We start from the raw sequence: 20752 nt of genomic DNA, 5'->3' as shown, positions 1-20752 counted from the left end.
CCGGTTGGGTACCGAAATTATTTTTGGTACCCAACCGGTAGTGTTGCGCTTTAACCGACGCTGATCAAATCGATAACGAAAACCAAGGTGTGCCCAGCGAGCGGATGGTTTACGCCTTCTGGACCATAGGCTGCCTCTGGTGGGATGATTAACTGACGACGCCCACCCACTTTCATGCCAGGGATGCCTTCTTGCCACCCAGCAATAAGGTTGGCAAGCGGGAATTCAATTGTTTGGCCGCGATCCCAGGAGGAATCGAACTCTTGGCCGGTTTCAAAGTCAACACCTACGTAGTGGACTTCCACCAGGCCATTCGGCATTGCCTCCGGGCCATCGCCTTCAATGAGGTCAGTGATTACTAGATCCTCTGGGGCTGGGCCGGTTGGTTTTTCAATAACTGGCTTCTCCATGGGTGATGAATCTCCTTTGGACTGTGAGAAAGAATAAGGCAACCGACAAGAGCCGGCTACGAAAACTCCCGTCCTATTGTAGTGGGTGTTTGCGTAACCGGCTCCATTTTGCAGCTCAATTATGCTTCCGGATCACAATTGGCCTGCCGTGAGTCGGGTGGTTTTTGACCCTATTATGCCCGCTCGGAACGAGGGGTCACCTTGCGCAGGGTTTCACCGGTGTAGATCTGCCGAGGTCGGTTGATCTTGGTGGTTGTTGCCAGCTGCTCGCGGTACTGTGCGATCCAGCCTGGCAACCGACCGATGGCGAACAGTACGGTAAAGAAGTCGGTTGGGAAGCCCATCGCGCGGTAGATCAATCCAGTGTAGAAGTCCACGTTCGGGTAGAGCTTGCGCTGGATGAAGTAATCGTCGGATAGTGCGATTTCTTCCAACTTCATGGCTAGATCAAGCAGGTGGTCGCCACCGAGATGATCAAGGATTTCATGCGCGGTGTCCTTGACAATCGCGGCGCGGGGATCGTAGTTCTTGTACACACGGTGACCGAAGCCCATGAGGCGGACGCCTTTTTCCTTGTTCTTCACGCGATTCATGAAGTCGGTTGCGTCGCCACCGTTCTTGTCGATCTCTTCCAGCATTTCCAGCACAGCCTGGTTAGCACCACCATGTAGTGGACCGGATAGTGCGTTGATTCCGCCTGCAACCGCAACGAACATATTGGCTTGCGCGGAGCCGATCATACGCACGGTGGAGGTGGAGCAGTTCTGCTCGTGGTCGGCGTGGAGAATAAGAAGCTTGTCCAAAGCCTTGGTCAGAATGGGATCAACCTCATAAGGCTCGGTTGGGTAGCCAAACATCATGCGGAGGAAGTTTTCGCGTGCATTAAGGGAGTTATCCGGATACATGTATGGGGCGCCCTTAGATGCTCGGTATGCATAGGCTGCCAACATTGGAACCTTAGCAAGCAGGCGCACCGTTGCCTTATCCAGTTGTTCTTCATCCAGCGGGTCAAGCTGGTCCTGGTAGTAGGTGGAGAGAATATTGACGGAGGATGCAAGAACGCTCATTGGATGTGCGTTACGCGGGAAGATGGAGAACTGAGCCTTGAAGTCTTCATCCAGTAGGGTGTGATGGCGGATTTCGTCGTTGAATTTTTCCAGTTCTTCCTGGTTTGGAAGCTTACCCTTGATCAAGAGGTAAGACACCTCATTGAAGGTAGCGTTTTCAGCCAGGTCTGCAATGTCATAGCCACGGTGACGCAGGATGCCTTCATCGCCGTCGATGTAGGTGATCTTAGACTCGGTGGAGCCAGTAGAGACATAGCCTGGATCGAAGGTAACCAGACCGGTCTGTGCCAGCATATTGCCCAGAACTACACCATCATTGCCTTCAGTGGCTTTAATGATGTCCATTTCGAACTCGCCACCAGGGTAATGAAGTACAGCCTTTTCGTTTTCAGTAGCCACAGCTTCCCTTTCATTTTTATTGAGAACTCAAAACGCCGAGAATGGTAACAGTCCTCAGCGAAGTTGAAGAAACTATAGTAATGCCACAGCTACATACCTATAAAGATGCAGCTGGTAGCTAAAACGGCCTGACACCTTCACCAATCAAGAGTGAATACTCACACTCCTGATTTAAGTTGTATTGGCTTAGACGACAAAAACGTTTTAAAGAGATTTAATTATATTTCGCAGCGGCTGCCACCATGTGGTGTTGAGGAATGTTGACGAAAACCATAAAGGTTACGTACCTTCCGCAACATAAGTTTTAGGTGGATGAAATCACCAAGGTATTTTGGGGATTATCAATCAGCTTTGCTCCTCGTATGACAGTACATACTTATAGCTGCGCGTGGGGCATTGCACAGTGTACCAAAAGCTGTGATACGCGCGACAGCTAATAAATTCCCTGCATATTTACCCTGTTCAGCCTGGCAGCAATCACCCCCTACCACCCCCTAACCTTAACGGATTGTTAAGGGCATATTCGCAAAATTATCCCCTACGTGTTCAACACAGGGACCACGCTTTAGTTTTTGTGGATACCACTATCCCCGATTCATCTGCCCACAGATGGAGGTAGTTAGGTGGTTTTGCACCGGTTTGCAATGGAAATGTCCTTGACGAAACCGCTAAGCTTTTTAACCACTGCTGTCGGTCTGCGACATTAGGTAGTTTTCCCTTTTTTCGGACAAGAAAGCGTGAACATGAGCGATCAGTTCCCCACCCTGCCAGATAATCTCCTTCCATCAGACGGCCGCTTCGGCTGCGGCCCATCAAAGGTTCGACAGTCACAGCTTGATGCGATCGTTGCTGGCGGCCACGACATTATCGGTACGTCACACCGGCAGGCCGCAGTAAAAAACGTTGTCGGTGACATTCGTGCTGGCTTAGCGGAGTTGTTTAGCCTGCCAGATGGCTACGAGATCATCCTCTCCTTGGGGGGCGCAACTGCGTTTTGGGATGCCGCCACGTTCGGTTTGATCGAAAAGAAGTCTGGCCACCTTTCTTTTGGTGAATTTTCCTCAAAATTCGCCAAAGCATCCGCCAAGGCACCGTGGCTCGATGAACCCTCGGTGGTCACTGCCGAACCAGGCGATGCCCCGGTACCAACGGCGATGGATGGTTGCGATGTCTTAGCTTGGGCACATAATGAAACCTCGACCGGCGCTATGGTGCCTATTATTCGGCCCGCAGGTTCAGAAGGCTCCCTTGTGGTCATCGATGCCACCTCCGGTGCGGGCGGTTTGCCGGTGGATATGGCGGAGGCTGATGTGTATTACTTCTCCCCTCAGAAGTGTTTCGCTTCCGATGGTGGGTTGTGGTTCGCGGCTATGAGCCCCGCTGCCTTGGAACGAATCGCTAAGATTAACGGTTCTGACCGATTCATTCCAGAGTTTTTAAACCTCCAGACTGCGGTTGATAACTCCTTGAAGAATCAAACCTATAACACACCTGCTGTGGGCACTTTGTTAATGCTGGCAGATCAAGTCCAGTGGATGAATAACAACGGTGGTCTGGCAGGGATGGTTGAACGCACCTCCGCAAACGCGGCTGCGTTATATTCTTGGGCGCAGTCGCGCGCCGAAACTACTCCGTTTGTCAGCGATCCGGCGAAACGATCCTTAGTTGTGGGCACAATTGATTTTGATGATTCAGTTGACGCTGCGGTAGTTGCAAAGATTTTGCGCAGCAATGGGATTCTTGATGTTGAGCCGTATCGTAAGCTGGGCCGAAATCAGCTGCGTATCGGCATGTTCCCAGCCATTGACACTGCTGACATTCAGACATTAACTAAGGCTATAGATTTTGTTCTTGAAGGCAGTTTTGCCAATAAATAATGTGAAGCGTCAGTAGTTTTCGCAGGAAAAACGCACGCACACGCGGACTTTCTACCGCAGTTGCGTGCGTTTGTGCGTTAAGGTGGGTACTTAAATCACATGAGCAACACCAATTTTAAGGAGCTGGTGTCTTAATGCAGGAACTCTTCTTGGTACCCGCCGAGTCGACTGCGCGATCATTGGTGCTTCGCACCGAGGACGATCAACAGTTCTTCCTCGTCGTCACCGATGAGCTCCGCTCCGCGCTCGTTGAACAGGAACCAAAACACACTTATTCCCCGGCCCACGCCCGCAGCGATGAAGCAGAATCACCGGGTGATTCCACCATCAGTCATGGGAAGTCATCGACTTCGCCAGAAGAAGGTAGCACCCCTCACGCAACGATTGATTCCATAGCACCGCTGCAACCATTAACCCCCATGTCCGAGATAGGCGATTCCGCTGCAGCACGGGAGGTTGATCCGCGACTTTCGGCACCACTGAAGATGACGCCACGGGAGATCCAAGAGCGCATTCGTGCAGGCGCATCGGTTGCCGATATTGCTGAGCTTAACGACGTCCCCGCGTCGCGAATCGAAAGCTATGCGCATCCGGTGCTGTTGGAACGCGCACGCCTTGCGGATCTAGCCAAACGCGCCCACCCAGTCCGTGATGATGGTCCCGCAAAATTAACCTTGTGGGAAATCCTCGCTACCGCTTTCGCCGCACGTGGTCTCGACCTGACCACTACACAGTGGGATACCTATCGCGACAGCGCTGGCCAATGGGTGGTAACAGTAAGCTGGGCAGTTGGTGTCAGCGAAAACATTGCAGAATGGTCCTATCATCGCCATGGGACTTCCAGTGCGACCGCCGTAGCCCGAAATAGCTTGGCAGCCGATTTAATAGACCCGGATTTCGTCCAACCAGTACGCAGCCTAACGGCGGTGACTTCACCGATCCCCGTGGTGAGGGACGAAGATCTACCGGAGAACTTCCAAGAAGACTCCGAACAGCCAACTACCCCACCGGCACAGGAAGCCAAGGGCGAGGATCTCGTGCAACACCCACCGCCGCAAACGAAACGGCGTCGAAAAGCAGTCACGCCCCATTGGGAGGACGTACTCTTGGGAGTTCGCACCAGCACTAAGCGACCTCGTAAATAAAAACGTTTCATCGAATTGCAGGAGGATAATACGTGGATTCACAGCCACAAGATCTCGTCATTACCTTGTGGTTTGTCACCGCCACCGATCCACAGCGAGTGATTGCCGCGACCCCACGCGCCGACCGCGGCTTCGGCCGGAAGTTATTATCCCAACTCAACCCTCGGTGGTCGGTGACCCCGATCGGTCAATTCTCCTTAAATCGGTCCGCCCAAGTATCGCCCGGTGAATTCTACATCGCAGGCTTTGCGGGTTTGTCGGTAATCCAAACAGTCATCACCGGAACAACCGCACTATCCACGCTCAATACTCGGCTTCGCACCGCGCTCCCAGCATCCGATGTTTATGCTTTTGCCACCAATACCGATACCGGCTTCGGTGGTTTTGCGCATTGGCGCGGCGGCACACTGAAACGCTCTTTCTGTGCCGAACCGCAACGCGTCTACGAGGATATTGGTTTAGTAGAGCCCTTTGAAAACCAATTCTGGGCAGGGACAACCAGCACCAAACATAGCAGTATCGCCCTACCATTTGAACCTGTTGCTCTGGCTGAAGAAGCCCAACGCTACTGGCTAGGATTCGATGTCGCCACCGCGCCGGACATCAATGTAGTTGCCTACGCTATTGACGGGCGGCCCGAACCGAAAATCGCAGAGCCCAAAAAACCCGACATCGGACAGCTTTCCGCCACCGCTTCTGGCCAGTTGGGTTTGGGACGGATCCGACGTGACTACGACGATTACGAAGGAGTTCATGAGTTCGACGAGCTCATCGCCGAGACGGATTTTAGCCAGGAGCTGCAACGCGTGGCACGCACAACCATCTCACAAGCGAAGGCTAAGGCACACAGGGCAGGAAAGAAAGTATCCGCACGCTTGGGACAACTACACGACCGACTACGACACATGGATCAAATTAAGCCACCAAAACGTACCGATAGGTAGTAACCAAATTTACTGCGGGGATTCTAAACCGCGTAACCGCTCATAGAACGCGACGGCGGCAGCTGTCGCTACATTAAGCGAATCGGTACCATAAGACATGGGAATTTTTGCGCGCACATGAGTGGCGCGCATCGCATGTTCAGTAAGTCCCGGCCCCTCCGCCCCCACCAGCAATGCAATCTTCGGATACGCAACGCCAGCATCGTCGTAAAGCGCCTGAGCTAGTGGTACCGCACTCTCGTTGGGGGTAAGCGACACCAAATGGAATCCAGCATCTGACAGTGCACGTAGCCCCCACTGCCAATTGGTGAATTTTCCATCAAAATGGGCGAACGGCGTGCGTAGCACGTGCCCCATCGACACCCGAACAACCCGACGGTACAGTGGGTCGGCGCAACCGTTGCCGAATAAAATCGCATCAACCCCCATCCCCGCAGCGTTACGAAACATAGCTCCGATGTTTTCGTGATCCCCTACTCCTTCCAACACCACAATCGTTGTTGCATTTTTGATAGCCTGATCGATGCTAAGGGCCGCAGCCCGATCCGCTGATGCCAACAACCCACGGTGCATATCGAAACCAGCCGCTTCAGCCAGCACTGGTCGGTCGACACTATAAACAGGAATTTTCTCTGCTGCAATGAGAGCAGCGATCTCCGGTTCTGCTAAAAAGCTATTGAGCTTATGTGGGAATCCCACTATGCAGCGTACTGGGAATCGAGAATCAAGCAGCCTTCCCACCACAAGCGGCCCCTCTGCTATCACGAGCCCCTTACCGCCAGGTAAATCAGGGCGATTATCGGAGTGCTTGAGATCGCGAAAATCAGCAAGTCTTAAATCGGATGCGCTGGAAATATGCGGAAAGACCATAGCCTACTACCTTAAAACAGCCCATCGATAAGCGCACCTTAGATCTCACGCTAGGTGGTATCACCGCACAATTAACCAACGCTTTTACATGCCTTCGTTTCCTAACGTGCGTGACGTTGGTGCAGAAATCGCGGGGCTTAGCCCTGATGATTCTGCAACCAGATGAGTAATTAGCACAGCCTCCAAGAGCGCAACTCGACCTTTATTTGGTGTGACGGTAGGTTTTCTGGTCTAGGAGATAAATAGGTCGAGTTGGGAGTGTGGCACGCTACATCGTCCCAGAATGACGCAAAATTAGTAATTCGCTACTGCCTATTTCTAAGTCTTTGTTTTTCAATGAATTCTGGGTACCTGGCTACTTACCCCCACAGTAGCCAGATACCCAGTTTATGTGTTTATCTGCACGAATCTAGTACTGAATTCGCACTTTTAGCTTGGCTATTAACCAATAGCATTCAAGATTGGATCAACCGCGAAGAATACCAAGAATAATGCGGAGATCAACCACATTATCCAGTGAATTTCCTTCGCCTTCCCAGCGGCCGTAGCCATGAGAACATAAGCGACAAATCCAACGCCAATGCCGTTAACAATCGAGTAGGTAAACGGCATAACCACTATCGTGAGAAACGCCGGGAGAGCGATATAGAATTTACTGAAATCAATATCACGCACCTGCGATATCATCAGCGCACCCACAACCACCAGCACAGGTGCCGCTGCCTCGATAGGGACGATGGAATACAGTGGGGTTAGGAACATCGCCAGAAGGAACAGTACACCCGTGACGACATTGGCCAACCCTGTCCTGGCACCATCAGCGATACCAGCTGCAGAATCGAGATAGACCGTATTAGAAGATGCGGAAGCACCACCACCAACAATTGCACCAGCGCCCTCAACAACTAACGCGGCCTTCATATTTGGTAGGTTCCCCTTCTCATCTACCAAATCAGCCTGTTTACCCAACGCAGTCATCGTGCCCATTGCGTCAAAGAAATTGGCCAGCACCAGCGTGAAAAGCAACATAGTAGCTGCAAGTACACCCACCCGGCTGAAGGCCCCGATGAGTGAGAAGTCTCCGACAAGTGACAGGTCTGGAAGCCCACCAAACGACTCCGGTATTACGGGGACCGCCAGTGACCACCCGGTTGGAACTGGTTCACCATCTACGAACGATGGCCCTGCACCGGTGATCGCTTCAACAACCATCGCGATAATGGTTGTTGCCACAATTCCTATAAACAACCCACCTCGCACATTGCGGACCACCAGGACTCCGCAGATGACCAGACCAATCACGAAGACAACCGTCGGCCAAGATGCGATAGATCCGTTCATTCCCAGCGTGACGGGAACGGTAGTGCCAGCTGCATCTGGAATTCGACGAACGAAACCTGCGTCTACCAGACCGATAAGAGCAATGAACATACCTATGCCGACACCCATTGCCGCTTTAATTGAAGGTGGAATGGCTTGAAACACGGCGGTACGGAAACCAGATACGGCGAGAATGACGATGATGAAACCGTCTAGGACCACAAGCCCCATCGCTTCTTCCCACGACAGGCCTTCCGAACTGACCATGGTCACTGCGACTAGAGTGTTAATGCCCAGACCGGTAGCGATGCCAAATGGGTACCGGGCAATCAGACCAAACGCGATGGTCATGACGCCGGCAGCTAAGGCGGTTGCCGCCGCAACCTGTGGGATTCCCAATACTTTGCCATTGACATCTTCCCCAGTGCCAATGATGAGTGGATTCAAGATGATGATGTAGGCCATCGCAAAAAAGGTCACTACACCAGCCCGAATCTCGGTGCCTAAAGTGGAGCCTCGTTCCGTAATTCGGAAAAAGCGATCGAGCGCGCTTTGTTGCGCATCTGACCCCACGGTGGATTCTGCCATTTCTTCTCCAAGTAAGTGTGAAGTCCTCACCATGGTTGTGAGGACACCTGCGGATGAGCGGAAAACATTCCGCAATCAGAATCCCATTCCAGGTGCAGCAACAACAAACCCAACCACATATAAAGTGTTGTAGTTCACATTAATATGGGGAGCATTTCAGCTCTGATAGTGCTAGAACTCCACCTCGATTGGCTTTTCGTCGTCAAATGCCTCCGACTCCACCACACCTAACGGCTCTGCCGGTGGCGTCAAAGAATGCGCACCGCAACCGTAATCCGAGGCTACCACCGAGCCGTCCGCAGAAAACTCGTTTGCGCATACCCCAACTTCTGTCTTCGCTGGCGCAACTACGGGAAGATAAAAGGCACAGCTGGCACAGGAATATTCCGCGCGCTGAGCAAACGGCGACTGTGGGCCAAACTCTCCGTCCCGCCATCGACCGATGGCTTGCTGCAAGCCCAAGGTCGATAGCCGCCGCACGGTATTTGTTTTCGCAAGCCCTGAATCATCAACAGCAGCTGGTGCTTGTGATCCCACCGATAATGTATCTACAGGTTCCGGCAATGCGAAATCTGCGGGATTATCGGTGAGACGTTCGTCATCTAGCCGGGCAGGCATGTAATCGCCAGGTCCTAAGTCACCAGGCTGTATGCGCTCGTGGTAGGGAACCCAATCGGGTGCTTTCAGTGCCGTCCCGCCTGGAACCAGCGCGATCTCTGAAACTGTAATCCATTGTGACCCTGCTGCACAGGCGATCACAACATTCCATTCCCAGCCGTTATAGCCCGGCACGTTCGCCGCAAACCTGTGGGTGACCACATGGGCGCCGATGTTTGTTACCCCCTTGTGGTCGCCGATGTCACCTTCTCCCAACTCTTCTAACGCTTCTCGCGCAATGCTGATAGCCAGCGGACTTAGGAGCAGTCCGGCATTCTTCCGGTTTCTCGATCGTTTACGTGGCACCAGTCCATTATTTCCCATCTAGGTTTTGAAATGCACAACGGGCATGATAGATACCATGATTCGCCGCAAAATTAGCCTTTGTGTTGCAACCAGCTTCCTCACCGTTGCTGCTGGTTGCGCCGCCCCTACCGAAACCAATGCGCCGTCGCAGGCTTCTGCTTCGCACTCGCTTGTCGACGCCGCCGGAGCCGACGTTGCCAGGTATAACGTGGAAATCGTGGACACCCATCCATTTGACGCCACTTCTTTTACGCAAGGACTGGAAGTCGATGGCGACCGGTTACTGGTAAGCACCGGATGGAATGGGGAAAGCCGGGTCTATCACTCGTCGATAAGCGGCGAGCAGCAACATTCCCAGTCAATTCCCGCCGAACAATTCGGCGAAGGAGTCACCCGAGTGGGCGACACTGTGTGGCAATTAACGTGGAAGGCTGGGGTGGCCTATAAACGGGACGCCGAAACGTTGGAGCAGCAAGCGGAGGTAACCTATCCGGGCGAAGGCTGGGGGTTATGTTCTTTCCCCGATGTCGTTGTTATGTCAGACGGCACCGATGAATTGCGGCTGATTGACCCTGAAACTTTTGCCGAGCGATCGCGCATTCCGGTCACAGTGGGTGGTTCGAAGGCCCAGTCACTCAACGAACTGGACTGCACCACCGACGAATCTGGTAATCGCATCGTCTATTCAAATGTGTTCCTATCCACCGACATCTACCGCATTAGCCTCGATACTGGCGATGTAACCGGGATCATCGATGCATCGACGGTACCTAATCGAGCCGCCGCGGACAGCAATAATGTCCTTAATGGCATTGCTAGCATTCCCGGAACTGACCGGTTGTACCTCACCGGAAAACGGTGGCCGGATTTGTACGAGGTCCAGTTCGTGCCCACACGCTAGGATGAACAACTATGAGCCGTAAGACCAGGCGTCGTAAAAATGCTATTCAGATCGTTTCCCTTATAGCCGCCGTCGTTATCGTCATCGTGTGTTCGGTGCTGTTTCAGAACTGGTGGAATAACCGCCCCGGACCCGATCCGCGCGAGGTGACAATCACAGTCACAGCAGGCGAGCACACGCAAGAGTTTAAGCCCTATAGTTTGTGCGAACCCGGCGTGCCGTGTGAAGAATCAACCGTAACGACGCTTGATCCCGCAATTGTGGAGTCGGCCGAGCAATTAGAAATCTCGGTTCCAAAGGAAATCTACGACCACGATTGGTCGCTATTGGCCATCTACGATAATCCGGCCGCAAACGACGAATTCTATTACGGGCCCTACGAAAAACAGACCGCTTCGGTGCCGCTTTCCGTCGACCCGGTTTCGAAAGAATCCGCAGATCGACCGAAGCTGATTGTCGCCGAGATCAAATCAGTCATGATCGGGCCGGATAAGGCAGGCAACGAAACCCCTTACACGGTTACCTGGTCGATCGCCGCTGAAAAGCCTAGAAACTAAAAACGAATAAACGCCCTTAAAGTCTTCTGCAAGCTTTAAGGGCGTTTTGTGTTACGGGTACTAGGAGTCCAATTCCTTAGCAACCACCCGAAGTATTTCGGCTATTTGTTTTCCTTCTTTACGGTCCGGGTAATGGCCAGCAGTAAGCTTTGGTTGCACCTTAGCTTCGAGCATCGTGACCATATCGGCAATCATCGAACCAAGCTGTTCCGGCGAAAACTTGTGTTCCGCCCGCCGCGGCCGGGGTTCGTCGACAAGCTGAACCCGTAGCGCCTGCGGCCCTTTCGAGCCCGCGGCGAAGTCGAATTCAATACGCTGCCCCCGGTGCAATTCCGTTACCCCTTTGGGCAGCACAGATTTGCCAACGAAACAATCCTCAGCACCCGGATTGGAGACGAAACCGAAGCCGCGCTCCGCGTCATACCACTTCACTTTGCCGATGGGCATAATCCGTCAACCTTCCTTTCACTTTTAGCGAGGTCCCCGATTCTCACAAGCTACAAGCCACAACATCCCAACAAATCTGCGTGTTTTAATATGCTTTCATTATCCCCCGATCCGCAGATTCAAACCGGCATCGTCACCTAAGACGATGCCCACATTGTGTGGGTCCGGGGAAAGCTGGATCGAGAGAATGTAAAAAACACACCAACACAAACACCATGTAGTGTTAGTTTGATGCGCAGTTGCGCGCTGCCCCGGCTGGTTTTATGAAAATCGCGGAGTAGAGACTCAATTATAGCGAAACGAAAGCCTGGTTCAACTAACACCAACCCAAAGTGGTATAACGACTGACGCGCAGATCACATTTTTCAAATCTGTATAGGTTTACCAGCAGAAAAACACCCCATAAACCTTAAAATTTAGCCGCAAATATCTAAAAAACGTGACAGAAACGTTATAAAGCGTTAGTGTTATTCATCGAGCACCGCTTCAGGCACCCTTGGTTTGTCTCCGCAGCCCCTTGCTTTGGACACCAAGACTGAAGCATACGGTGCACTTGTGTACTTGGACCATTTCGAGGTGTACCACGAAGGACGCCCACCTACCGAAACTACACAGCAAAGCAAGGGCAAGAACATCACATGATGATCTTGAGGGAATCAAATGTTCCCTAGCGGCCCACGAGAGGATATTCACATGGCACGACACGCACGTAAGACTGTATCGCCATTGGCAAAGTTTGCAGCTTCCACCGTTGCAGTCGGTACCGCCACCGCCATTTTCTCCCCAACCGCTTCCGCAGCCCCAGACTCCGACTGGGATCGTCTCGCACAATGCGAATCCGGCGGCAACTGGGCTATCAACACCGGAAATGGCTACCACGGCGGCCTCCAGTTCTCCCCTTCCACCTGGCGCGGTTACGGCGGACAGGAGTTCGCTCCATACGCATACCAGGCAACCCGCGAGCAGCAAATCGCTGTAGCAGAGCGCGTTCTCGCTGGACAGGGCTGGGGCGCTTGGCCAGCATGTTCCCGCAAGCTGGGCCTAAATTCCGCACCAACCCCACGCAACGTTGTTAACGGTGCCCCACAGGCTGTTGTTCAGGCAGTGGAGAACGCTGTTGCAGCTTCCTCCGAGTCCGAGGCTTCCCAGCGCGCATCTGATGCCGTGTACAAGCTGCTCGAAGCACGCTTGGCTTCCTACGGCGTAGCAGTCCCTGCAGAGGTGCAAGCCTTCTACACCGCACACGGCGATGACTTCAATGCGTTCTACACCGCCAACCGTGAAGTAATCGACACCGCTCTTCAGACTCAGTAAAAAACGGGGGTAGTCTTCTCCCCCGTCTCTGACGTAGCTTTTGCCGCTTTTCCCACAAGGGAAAAGCGGCTTTTTTGTGCCACCTACCCCCGTTCGCATCGCCACTACCACCTGATTTATCGGCACTACCACCTGATTTATCGGCACTTTGATAAATATTGAATACAAAAACCAATTAGCAGATTTGCAATCTTCGCAACTTTGCGAAGTTTTATGTGTGAATAATTTCCCCCCGTTTATCAGCATAACTAAGACAAGAACGTGAAATTAGTGTGTAATAAGCCACATCGCTAAAAATTCGTGAGGTGCCTCCCACCACCCATCGTTACCGATGGATTCAAGAGGTGTGAATTGCATATTTACGAAGTTTTAGATTGATCTTCCAGATAGAAAGTGAAAGGTCTGTCGTTTAAAATGTCTTCACCTGATCGCGTTAAGCATGTTCCAACGCCTGACGAGTTCATTGCGATGAGCGAATCCCAGGAATTCGCTGCTCTGCGTAAAACGTTTCGCAGCTTCGCTTTCCCCGTCACCATAGCTTTCCTGGCTTGGTACATCTTCTATATCGTCACGGCCACCTTCGCGGTTGATTTCGTTAAAACACCGGTCTACGGAGCAATCAACATCGGAATGGTCTTAGGCTTGGCACAGTTCGCAACTGCTGGCTTAATCACGTGGCTCTACGTCCGCTTTGCCGACAATAAGATCGACCCAGCCACCGAGGCCATCCGTTCGCACATGGAATCCCCAGCCGGAAAATAGGGAGGGAATCAACTCATGACACACATTTACGCCCAAGAGGCGATTGAGACCGGAAACCCGATTCTCAATATCGCTATCTTCGTCATCTTCATCGTTGCAACCTTAACCTTCGTTATTCGTGCAACTCGTAAAACCTCCCAAAAGGGTTCCGACTTCTACACTGGCGGCGCTTCCTTCTCCGGTTGGCAAAACGGTTTAGCCATCGCTGGTGACTACCTGTCTGCTGCAGCATTCCTCGGTGTAACCGGTGCCATCGCACTCTACGGCTACGATGGCTTCCTTTATTCGGTCGGCTTCCTCATCGCGTTGCTGGTCGCACTGGTATTGGTTGCCGAGCCGCTTCGAAATACCGGTCGCTTCACCATGGCCGACGTGTTATCGTTCCGGCTCCAGCAAAAGCCTGTACGCACTGCGGCTGCGATCTCAACATTGTGCATCTCCTTGTTCTACCTCATCGCCCAAATGGCTGGTGCTGGTGGTTTGGTGGCGCTGCTGCTGGGAATTTCCGGCGGCGCAGCTCAAGCCGCGGTAGTCGCTGTGGTTGGCGTCTTGATGATCGTCTACGTTCTGTTAGGCGGAATGAAAGGAACCACCTATGTCCAGATGATCAAGGCGGTGCTCTTGGTGGGCGGTTCGCTTGTTATCGCTCTTTTGACGTTCTTCTATATCAAGGGTGGTTTCAACGCCACACTGGAGGCTGCTGTTGCCAACCACCCTCAAGGTGAAGCTGTGCTCGGCCCTGGCTTGAAGTACGGCAAGTCCTTCCTCACCCAGCTCGACTTCGTTTCCCTAGGTTTGGCGTTGGTGTTCGGCACCTCGGGTCTGCCACACGTTTTGATGCGTTTCTACACAGTTCCTACCGCTCGTGAAGCTCGTCGTTCGGTGACATGGACTATCGGTATCGTCGCATTATTCTTCTTGCTCACCGTCGTCATGGGTTACGGCGCAGCCGCACTGGTTGGCCCAGAGACTATCCAGGCTGCACCTGGTGGCGTAAACTCCGCGGTGCTGCTGCTGTCTGCCAAGGTGGGCGGCACGGTCTTCATGGCTATCATTTCGGCTATCGCCTTTGCGACGATTCTCGCCGTGGTGGCCGGTCTTGCGATTACCGCATCTGCCTCGGTGGCGCACGACATCTACAACTCCGTCCTGCGTAACGGCCAAGCTACCGAAGAGGAGCAGGTTCGGGTTTCTCGTATCACCGTTGTGGTTATCGGCGTCCTCGCCATCGTCTTGGGTATCGGTGCGATGGGCCAAAATATCGCATTCTTGGTGGCGCTTGCCTTCGGTATCGCTGCCGCCGCGAACCTGCCTACCATCATCTACTCACTGTATTGGCGCAAATTCAACACCACCGGTGCACTGTTCTCGATCTACGGCGGGTTGTTGACTTCTATCATCCTTATTGCGTTCTCACCTGCCGTATCTGGCGCTGAGACTTCCATGTTGGGTGCAGACGTCGACTTCGCATGGTTCCCGCTCACGAATCCATCAATCATCGCTATCCCTGCGGGCTTCTTGCTGGGTATCATCGGCACCTTCATTGGTAAGCCTGATAACTTCCCAGAAAAGGCAGCCGAGATGGAAGTTCGGTCGCTCACCGGCGTTGGCGTGGAGAAGGCTGTCGAGCACTAATCTCCGCGTAACGTGTGTTCCCCCAAAGACTGATTCTTTGGGGGACCATTTTATGCGGGTAGGCGGGGTGGATTCTAGGGGTCGTGGAAACACCTGATGTGTGTTAGGTGGTAGTTTTTAAGGTTTAAGTTTGGTCACCATGGATTTCCACACACGTGTGAACATAATCGACAAACTCGGCGAAGCCTGCTGCGAGCGTCGAACGCAATTCGGCGGCCGAGGTGACGAACACCGATTCTTCTTCCATGGCCGCCTCGACCTCAGCAAGTTTGGCACGGTCATAGGCTACATTCGGAACAATAATGGGCGGGTTTTGTTGGAGGTTAATAATCACCCACTGCCCGGCCACACATAAGTCGTAGATGAAGTCGCATTCGCTGTGGCTTAGCGTGGCGTGATCGATTCCGCCAGACGGAGGTTCATCCCCAATTAGACCGGTGATGTATAGATCAGTAGGTTCGCCGTCAAAGGTCAGCGAGGTACCGCCACGGTGTAGTTCGCCGCTGTCTGGATCAATAGCTAGACCCCGATCGCTTAGAAATGTCGTTATTACGTGACGAAGCGTATCCGGTGTCACGTCCTCGCGGAAAGACTGGAACCGCAAACTGAAACCCATTTTTCTTCCTTTCACAGGGCGAACAAACACGTGGCCGCCCTAAAACTACCTATGACGGAGTTTAGGGCGGCCATGTACGAAATAACTAGTAAATAGTTACTTGTTCACGCGGGTATAGGGGTGAACATAGCCGAGTTCTTCAGCAGGGACTGGAAATTGGACATCGCCGTATGGGCTATTAGCACCCACGAACTTCGCGACAATTTCCGTAACATAATGCCCGCCACCTGGAACCTCGGTTGGCCAGCCCGGATCGACGTAACCTTTTTTCTCCATGTTTGCCATGTGTCCTATTGTTCCAAACCTTGGGGCTAAAGTCACTTGAACAGGGGCTAAAATTAAATCCCATCATGACAAAACAACAACTGGCCGATACTCCACTACATACCTTTCGCAGTTGGTTGGGCGCATTACCCGACGATAAGCTGGCAACGGTCTTAGAAAACCGACCCGATGCAACCCACCCACTACCACCTGGAATACCGTCTTTAGCTGCGCGGTTATTGCTTCGCCCTTCGATCATGCGGTGCCTGGTTAAGCGCAATGTGCAAGCACTGGCGGTTTTGGAGGCATCTGCCCAGCTCGGGGGTGAGATCGAACCTGTGATTGCCCCCGACGTTATGGCTGTGCTGGCTAATCACATTCCTGCACACGACGTAACAGCTGCAATCGCAGACCTGTTTTCTTGCGCCCTGGTTTTTGGCAATGAGCATTCATTCCAAATAGCACCCGAGGTAATGAACGCCCTCCCGGCGGGGTTCAGATTGATACCCGAAAATAAGTTGACGCACGACGACATTGTTGCGGCAATCGCCACGTTAACTTCTGGGCAGCGCAAAATCTTGGAAACATTATTGGATTCCGGCGGGGTTGGGGTCAGTAAGGATGCTGCTACAGATGCCGATCCTACGCGCCCGATCCCGATGATGATCGCAATGGGATTATTACACCGGGTGGATTCACGTACAGTTCGATTGCCACAGGAAGTTCGGTACGCACTGACCGACACTACCCCACCCCTGCTGCCGCTTAGGCTACCGGAAGGCGTCGAAAAGCAAGAGCAAACCACATCACGGATCGATAATTCAAGTGCAGCAACTGGCCTGGAAATAGTGCGCCTAGTGCGTAGTTTGTGCGAATACTTGTGGCGCTCCCCCGTTCCTCTATTAAAGGATGGAGCACTTGGGGTGCGTGCGCTGCAGACTCTCACCCACCAGGTCGGCTGCGACGAAACCACAATGTTGCGGCTGATCGCGGTGGCTGGCGCTGCGGGGTTAATCGATCGTGGTCTTCCTGCATCGCTTGACGACGACCATCTCGCCGCGACCGCCAAGGTGTCCGAATTTTTAGCCGCCGACCTTGCCACCCAATGGGCATATCTTGCCAGCGCGTGGTGGGATCATGCGAATTTCGCCACCTGGCTAGTGGTCAAACCGGTTCGGGCTTTGTCTCCTGAAACGCTTATTGAGCAGTTGCCCAAGACTCGGCAATTGCTTCTACGACAGTGCACTTCACCTGGGACTTTCGACGATATTCGGGCCCGAACTGGTTTCTATTTTCCGCTTCGGGCTGCGCGCATCTCTGAAACACTATGTCGGAACATTGTGGAGGAGGCGGTATGGTTGGGCATGCTCGTCCTTGATGGTGATTGTTATTTCCCTAGCTCGGTCCTTGGTGCTCTCATCACCGATAGCGATCCGGCAGCTGTCACCACTCGGCTAACACCCGCCCCAGTAACAACGTTGATTCCACAAGGTGACATGACCGTTCTTGCCCCCGGGCCGTTGGAACCAGACGTCCACCGGGAAATCAGTTTATTGGCTGATCTGGAGTCTCCAGGGCTTGCCAGCGTCTACCGATTAAGTGAAAACAGCATTCGACGTGGATTCGATGCTGGGCGAACCGCAGACGACATCAAGGAATTCTTGCGGAATCACGTCATCGGCGAATTGCCCCAAACCATTGGTTTTCTCATCGACGACATTGCCCGACGCCACGGACAATTACGCGGCGGGGTGGCTCTATGTTATCTGCGATGTGCAGATGAAGCACTGATGCTTGAAATTAGTCGTACTAACGCCGCCACCGAAGCGGCGTTACAGATGATCGCGCCTACAGCGGCGGTCGCACAGGCACCGCTAGCACAGGTAATGGCGGCGCTTCGCGAAGAGGGATTTCATCCCGTTGCGGAAGATGCCGCGGGAATGCGCATAGACATGCGAACACCAACAATTGAACTCCCGGTGCAGGAGCAAAAACCCGAACAGCGTGATGAGGTTTCTTCTACCCACATCGCAGATGCACTATCAACGATCCGCCGAGGCGATGCAGCAGCCACAGCCGCCGAGCGAGGCACGAAAACCGGAAGCCAAGGTAGCGGGGCACTTGGGGTGTTGCAGGCTGCCATTCGAGCAAACCGACCAGTCACAGTTGGATTCGTCGATAAGCACGGCTCGGCTAGTCATTTGTATGTCACTCCCATTACTATTACCGGCGGCCAGGTATCAGCTATAGACGAAACCACCGGCCAGTTGCACAACTTCAGCCTGCATCGGATCACTGAAGTGAGGTTAGCTGAGTCCGGGGTAGAATAAGACGTCCTGCTACTACCTGAGGAGAATTGTTTGTGGGTCCTCTCATCGTCCAGTCAGACAAAACTATTCTGCTGGAAATCGACCACCCTGATGCTAGTGCTGCGCGCGCTCGTCTAGCTCCCTTTGCTGAGTTAGAACGAGCGCCAGAACACGTCCACACGTACCGCATCACACCACTTGCACTATGGAACGCACGCGCCGCTGGACACGACGCCGAACAACTAGTAGACGTCTTAGAGACATTTTCTCGGTTTCCAGTTCCGCAATCGCTTCTTATCGACGTCGCAGAAACCATGTCCAGATACGGTCGGGTGCGGCTGATCAAGCACCCCGCCCATGGGCTGGTTCTGGAATCCTCTGAGCCTGCTATATTGGCGGAGATTACCCGACACAAGAAAATCGCACCCATGCTCGGTGCCGCAATCGATGCCGAATCCATCGCAGTGCATCCTTCCGAACGCGGTCGGTTAAAACAAGAATTACTGAAAATCGGGTGGCCTGCCGAAGATTTGGCTGGTTATGTCGACGGCGAGGCGCACGAAATTTCATTGTCCACCGCGATCGAACAGTGGCAATTACGCGACTACCAGGAACAAGCAGCGGAATCATTCTGGGAGGGTGGCTCCGGGGTAGTCGTGCTTCCCTGCGGGGCTGGAAAAACAATGGTCGGCGCGGCCGCAATGGCCAAGGCCAAAACGACCACCCTCATACTGGTCACCAATACCGTCGCTGGGCGGCAATGGCGCGACGAACTACTACGCCGTACCTCCCTTACTGAAACAGAGATTGGCGAATACTCCGGTGAGAAAAAGGAAATCCGACCGATCACCATCGCAACCTACCAAGTAGTCACCCGAAAAACTAACGGAGAATACCGGGCACTGGAACTTTTCGATTCCCGAGACTGGGGACTTATCATTTACGACGAAGTTCACCTCCTACCTGCCCCGGTGTTTCGAATGACTTCAGATTTACAATCCCGTCGTAGACTCGGACTAACTGCAACGCTGGTTCGAGAAGATGGCCAAGAAGGCGACGTCTTTTCCCTTATCGGCCCCAAACGTTACGACGCACCGTGGAAAGACCTTGAGCAACAGGGATTCATTGCCACTGCGGAGTGCATCGAGGTTCGCACCACGCTGACCGAAACTGAGCGCATGCTGTATGCTACCGCCGACTCTAAAGATCGGTACCGGTTGGCAGCCTGCGCCGATTCAAAAATCGCTACCATCGATAGCATCATGAAATACCATACCGGTGCCCCGACGTTGATTATCGGCGCTTATGTCGAGCAATTGGCAGAGATCGGCTCCCACCTGGATGTTCCCGTGATCGACGGTAAGACGTCGACAAGCAAACGAGAAAAACTCTTCCAGCAATTCCGCGACAACGAAATAACAACCCTCGTGGTAAGCAAAGTTGCCAATTTCTCCATCGACTTACCAGAAGCCGCCGTGGCTATCCAGGTGTCCGGAACCTTCGGTTCCCGGCAAGAGGAAGCACAGCGCTTAGGCCGATTACTGCGACCGAAATCAGACGGTGCCGAGGTGTACTTCTATTCCATTGTTAGCCGCGATACCATCGATGCGGATTACGCCGCCCACCGGCAACGTTTTCTCGCGGAACAAGGGTACGCGTACCGCATCATTGACTCCGAAGATCTTAAAAGCGGAAAGTTCACACCATGAATTCTTTTAGTTTCGATGTCGATAACGACTACGCCAAGAAACACAACGAGCTACTCAAAGACACCAAACGGCTCCAAATATCGGCAATCATCTTTGCCCTCATTCTCCTAGCAATTGGCTACGGATTACGACTGTATTTCGGTGGCACCATGGGCAATCTCATTATCGGCTGTTTCGCCGTTATGGCTCTGATTAGCTTCGGCCTGGTTTTTATCATCCCCCGACAAGTAGGCGACGCCTCTCAGTTATATAGCCAATACGAACTATGTCCAGCAATCATCGCGCAGGTTAACAGTCGTGACCTCACATTGCTTGCGCTAGTTAATATCAATAGCGACCCGACTGCGCCACCCCGCTGGGGGTTAGCAACGCGTACCGTCACCCGGATTGAGGGGCACGAGCGCCGCAAAGGTGAGCGGGTACCCGCAGTCGCAGTCACAGGCCGCCGATCCGCCCATACCCAAGATAAGTGGGACGAGATATCCCCAATGCCGATCGCTTGGGGCACTAAAGACCCCGTCGTTGTCAAAGCTGCACAGAAAGCGATTCCGCATGACCAGTGGCACAAACTAGAAAAGAACGCCGCCAAGCTTAACGACGTCCTTGCAACCCGTTTCAACCTCTTAGAGCTGTAACAAATATCGGCACAAAGAAA

19 protein-coding genes are annotated in these 20752 nt (G+C 53.0%); 11 read left to right on the top strand and 8 right to left on the bottom strand.

The features are described from left to right. Window positions 1–50: 50 nt before the first annotated feature. Window positions 51–410, bottom strand: a complete 360-nt coding sequence (gene fkpA, locus CMUST_RS04615; RefSeq protein ID WP_047261524.1) for an FKBP-type peptidyl-prolyl cis-trans isomerase FkpA — start codon at window positions 408–410, stop codon at window positions 51–53. A gap of 173 nt (window positions 411–583) precedes the next feature. Beyond that, window positions 584–1876, bottom strand: coding sequence for a citrate synthase (locus tag CMUST_RS04610; protein ID WP_083987415.1), 1293 nt, complete (start codon window positions 1874–1876; stop codon window positions 584–586). Window positions 1877–2619: 743 nt separating this feature from the next. On the opposite strand from CMUST_RS04610, the gene serC reads away from it, so the two are divergent. The 3 genes from serC (at window position 2620) to CMUST_RS04595 (ending at window position 5842) form a co-directional block, all read left to right on the top strand. Further along, the gene (gene serC / locus CMUST_RS04605; protein WP_047261523.1) at window positions 2620–3753 is read left to right on the top strand and encodes a phosphoserine transaminase; all 1134 of its coding nucleotides are present in this window, start codon (window positions 2620–2622) and stop codon (window positions 3751–3753) included. 134 nt (window positions 3754–3887) lie between these two features. Then, window positions 3888–4898, top strand: a complete 1011-nt coding sequence (gene sepH / locus CMUST_RS04600; RefSeq protein ID WP_047261522.1) for a septation protein SepH — start codon at window positions 3888–3890, stop codon at window positions 4896–4898. A gap of 32 nt (window positions 4899–4930) precedes the next feature. After that, window positions 4931–5842 (top strand): DUF6928 family protein, encoded by a 912-nt coding sequence (locus CMUST_RS04595; protein ID WP_047261521.1) that lies wholly within the window; start codon window positions 4931–4933, stop codon window positions 5840–5842. Between the two features lie 9 nt (window positions 5843–5851). On the opposite strand, the gene CMUST_RS04590 is transcribed toward CMUST_RS04595, so the two are convergent. The 3 genes from CMUST_RS04590 to CMUST_RS04580 form a co-directional block, all read right to left on the bottom strand. Then, window positions 5852–6712, bottom strand: coding sequence for a TrmH family RNA methyltransferase (locus CMUST_RS04590; protein ID WP_047261520.1), 861 nt, complete (start codon window positions 6710–6712; stop codon window positions 5852–5854). A gap of 441 nt (window positions 6713–7153) precedes the next feature. Beyond that, window positions 7154–8620 carry an NCS2 family permease gene (locus CMUST_RS04585; RefSeq protein WP_047261519.1) on the bottom strand — a complete coding sequence of 489 codons (1467 nt, stop codon included), beginning with the start codon at window positions 8618–8620 and terminating at the stop codon, window positions 7154–7156. Between the two features lie 171 nt (window positions 8621–8791). Next, window positions 8792–9601 (bottom strand): DUF3027 domain-containing protein, encoded by an 810-nt coding sequence (locus tag CMUST_RS04580; protein WP_047261518.1) that lies wholly within the window; start codon window positions 9599–9601, stop codon window positions 8792–8794. Between the two features lie 37 nt (window positions 9602–9638). Between CMUST_RS04580 and CMUST_RS04575 the strand changes: the two genes are divergently transcribed. Both CMUST_RS04575 and CMUST_RS04570 read left to right on the top strand, forming a co-directional pair. Then, on the top strand, window positions 9639–10484 hold the full coding sequence (locus tag CMUST_RS04575) for a glutaminyl-peptide cyclotransferase (RefSeq protein ID WP_047263382.1): 846 nt from the start codon (window positions 9639–9641) through the stop codon (window positions 10482–10484). An 11-nt stretch (window positions 10485–10495) separates the two neighbouring features. Beyond that, window positions 10496–11041, top strand: a complete 546-nt coding sequence (locus CMUST_RS04570; RefSeq protein WP_047261517.1) for a DUF2771 domain-containing protein — start codon at window positions 10496–10498, stop codon at window positions 11039–11041. Window positions 11042–11101: 60 nt separating this feature from the next. Here CMUST_RS04570 and CMUST_RS04565 read toward each other — a convergent pair whose 3' ends face one another. After that, window positions 11102–11488, bottom strand: a complete 387-nt coding sequence (locus CMUST_RS04565; protein ID WP_047261516.1) for a cold-shock protein — start codon at window positions 11486–11488, stop codon at window positions 11102–11104. Between the two features lie 693 nt (window positions 11489–12181). Here CMUST_RS04565 and CMUST_RS04560 point away from each other — a divergent pair. The 3 genes from CMUST_RS04560 (at window position 12182) to CMUST_RS04550 (ending at window position 15199) form a co-directional block, all read left to right on the top strand. Further along, window positions 12182–12802 carry a resuscitation-promoting factor Rpf1 domain-containing protein gene (locus CMUST_RS04560; protein ID WP_047261515.1) on the top strand — a complete coding sequence of 207 codons (621 nt, stop codon included), beginning with the start codon at window positions 12182–12184 and terminating at the stop codon, window positions 12800–12802. 414 nt (window positions 12803–13216) lie between these two features. Next, entirely contained in the window at window positions 13217–13564 is a 348-nt protein-coding gene (locus CMUST_RS04555) for a DUF485 domain-containing protein (protein WP_047261514.1), read from the top strand. 15 nt (window positions 13565–13579) lie between these two features. Next, entirely contained in the window at window positions 13580–15199 is a 1620-nt protein-coding gene (locus tag CMUST_RS04550) for a solute symporter family protein (RefSeq protein WP_047261513.1), read from the top strand. 124 nt (window positions 15200–15323) lie between these two features. Here the strand turns inward: CMUST_RS04550 and CMUST_RS04545 are convergent, their stop codons facing one another. Beyond that, entirely contained in the window at window positions 15324–15815 is a 492-nt protein-coding gene (locus CMUST_RS04545; protein ID WP_047261512.1) for a hypothetical protein, read from the bottom strand. Window positions 15816–15911: 96 nt separating this feature from the next. After that, window positions 15912–16100 (bottom strand): hypothetical protein, encoded by a 189-nt coding sequence (locus CMUST_RS16880; protein ID WP_047261511.1) that lies wholly within the window; start codon window positions 16098–16100, stop codon window positions 15912–15914. 65 nt (window positions 16101–16165) lie between these two features. Between CMUST_RS16880 and CMUST_RS04535 the strand changes: the two genes are divergently transcribed. The 3 genes from CMUST_RS04535 to CMUST_RS04525 are packed head-to-tail and all read left to right on the top strand — an operon-like array spanning window position 16166 to window position 20732. Beyond that, window positions 16166–18409 carry a helicase-associated domain-containing protein gene (locus tag CMUST_RS04535; protein WP_047261510.1) on the top strand — a complete coding sequence of 748 codons (2244 nt, stop codon included), beginning with the start codon at window positions 16166–16168 and terminating at the stop codon, window positions 18407–18409. Between the two features lie 32 nt (window positions 18410–18441). Continuing rightward, the gene (locus CMUST_RS04530) at window positions 18442–20097 is read left to right on the top strand and encodes a DNA repair helicase XPB (RefSeq protein WP_236690158.1); all 1656 of its coding nucleotides are present in this window, start codon (window positions 18442–18444) and stop codon (window positions 20095–20097) included. After that, a complete protein-coding gene (locus tag CMUST_RS04525; RefSeq protein WP_047261508.1) occupies window positions 20094–20732 on the top strand; it encodes a DUF3239 domain-containing protein in 639 nt (212 codons plus the stop codon). The genes CMUST_RS04530 and CMUST_RS04525 overlap by 4 nt, the downstream gene beginning before the upstream one ends. The last annotated feature ends 20 nt before the right edge of the window (window positions 20733–20752 follow it).

This window comes from Corynebacterium mustelae (genome assembly GCF_001020985.1).
In the GTDB taxonomy this organism is placed as follows: Bacteria; Actinomycetota; Actinomycetes; order Mycobacteriales; family Mycobacteriaceae; genus Corynebacterium; species Corynebacterium mustelae.
This window is presented reverse-complemented; position numbering and strand designations above follow the sequence as displayed.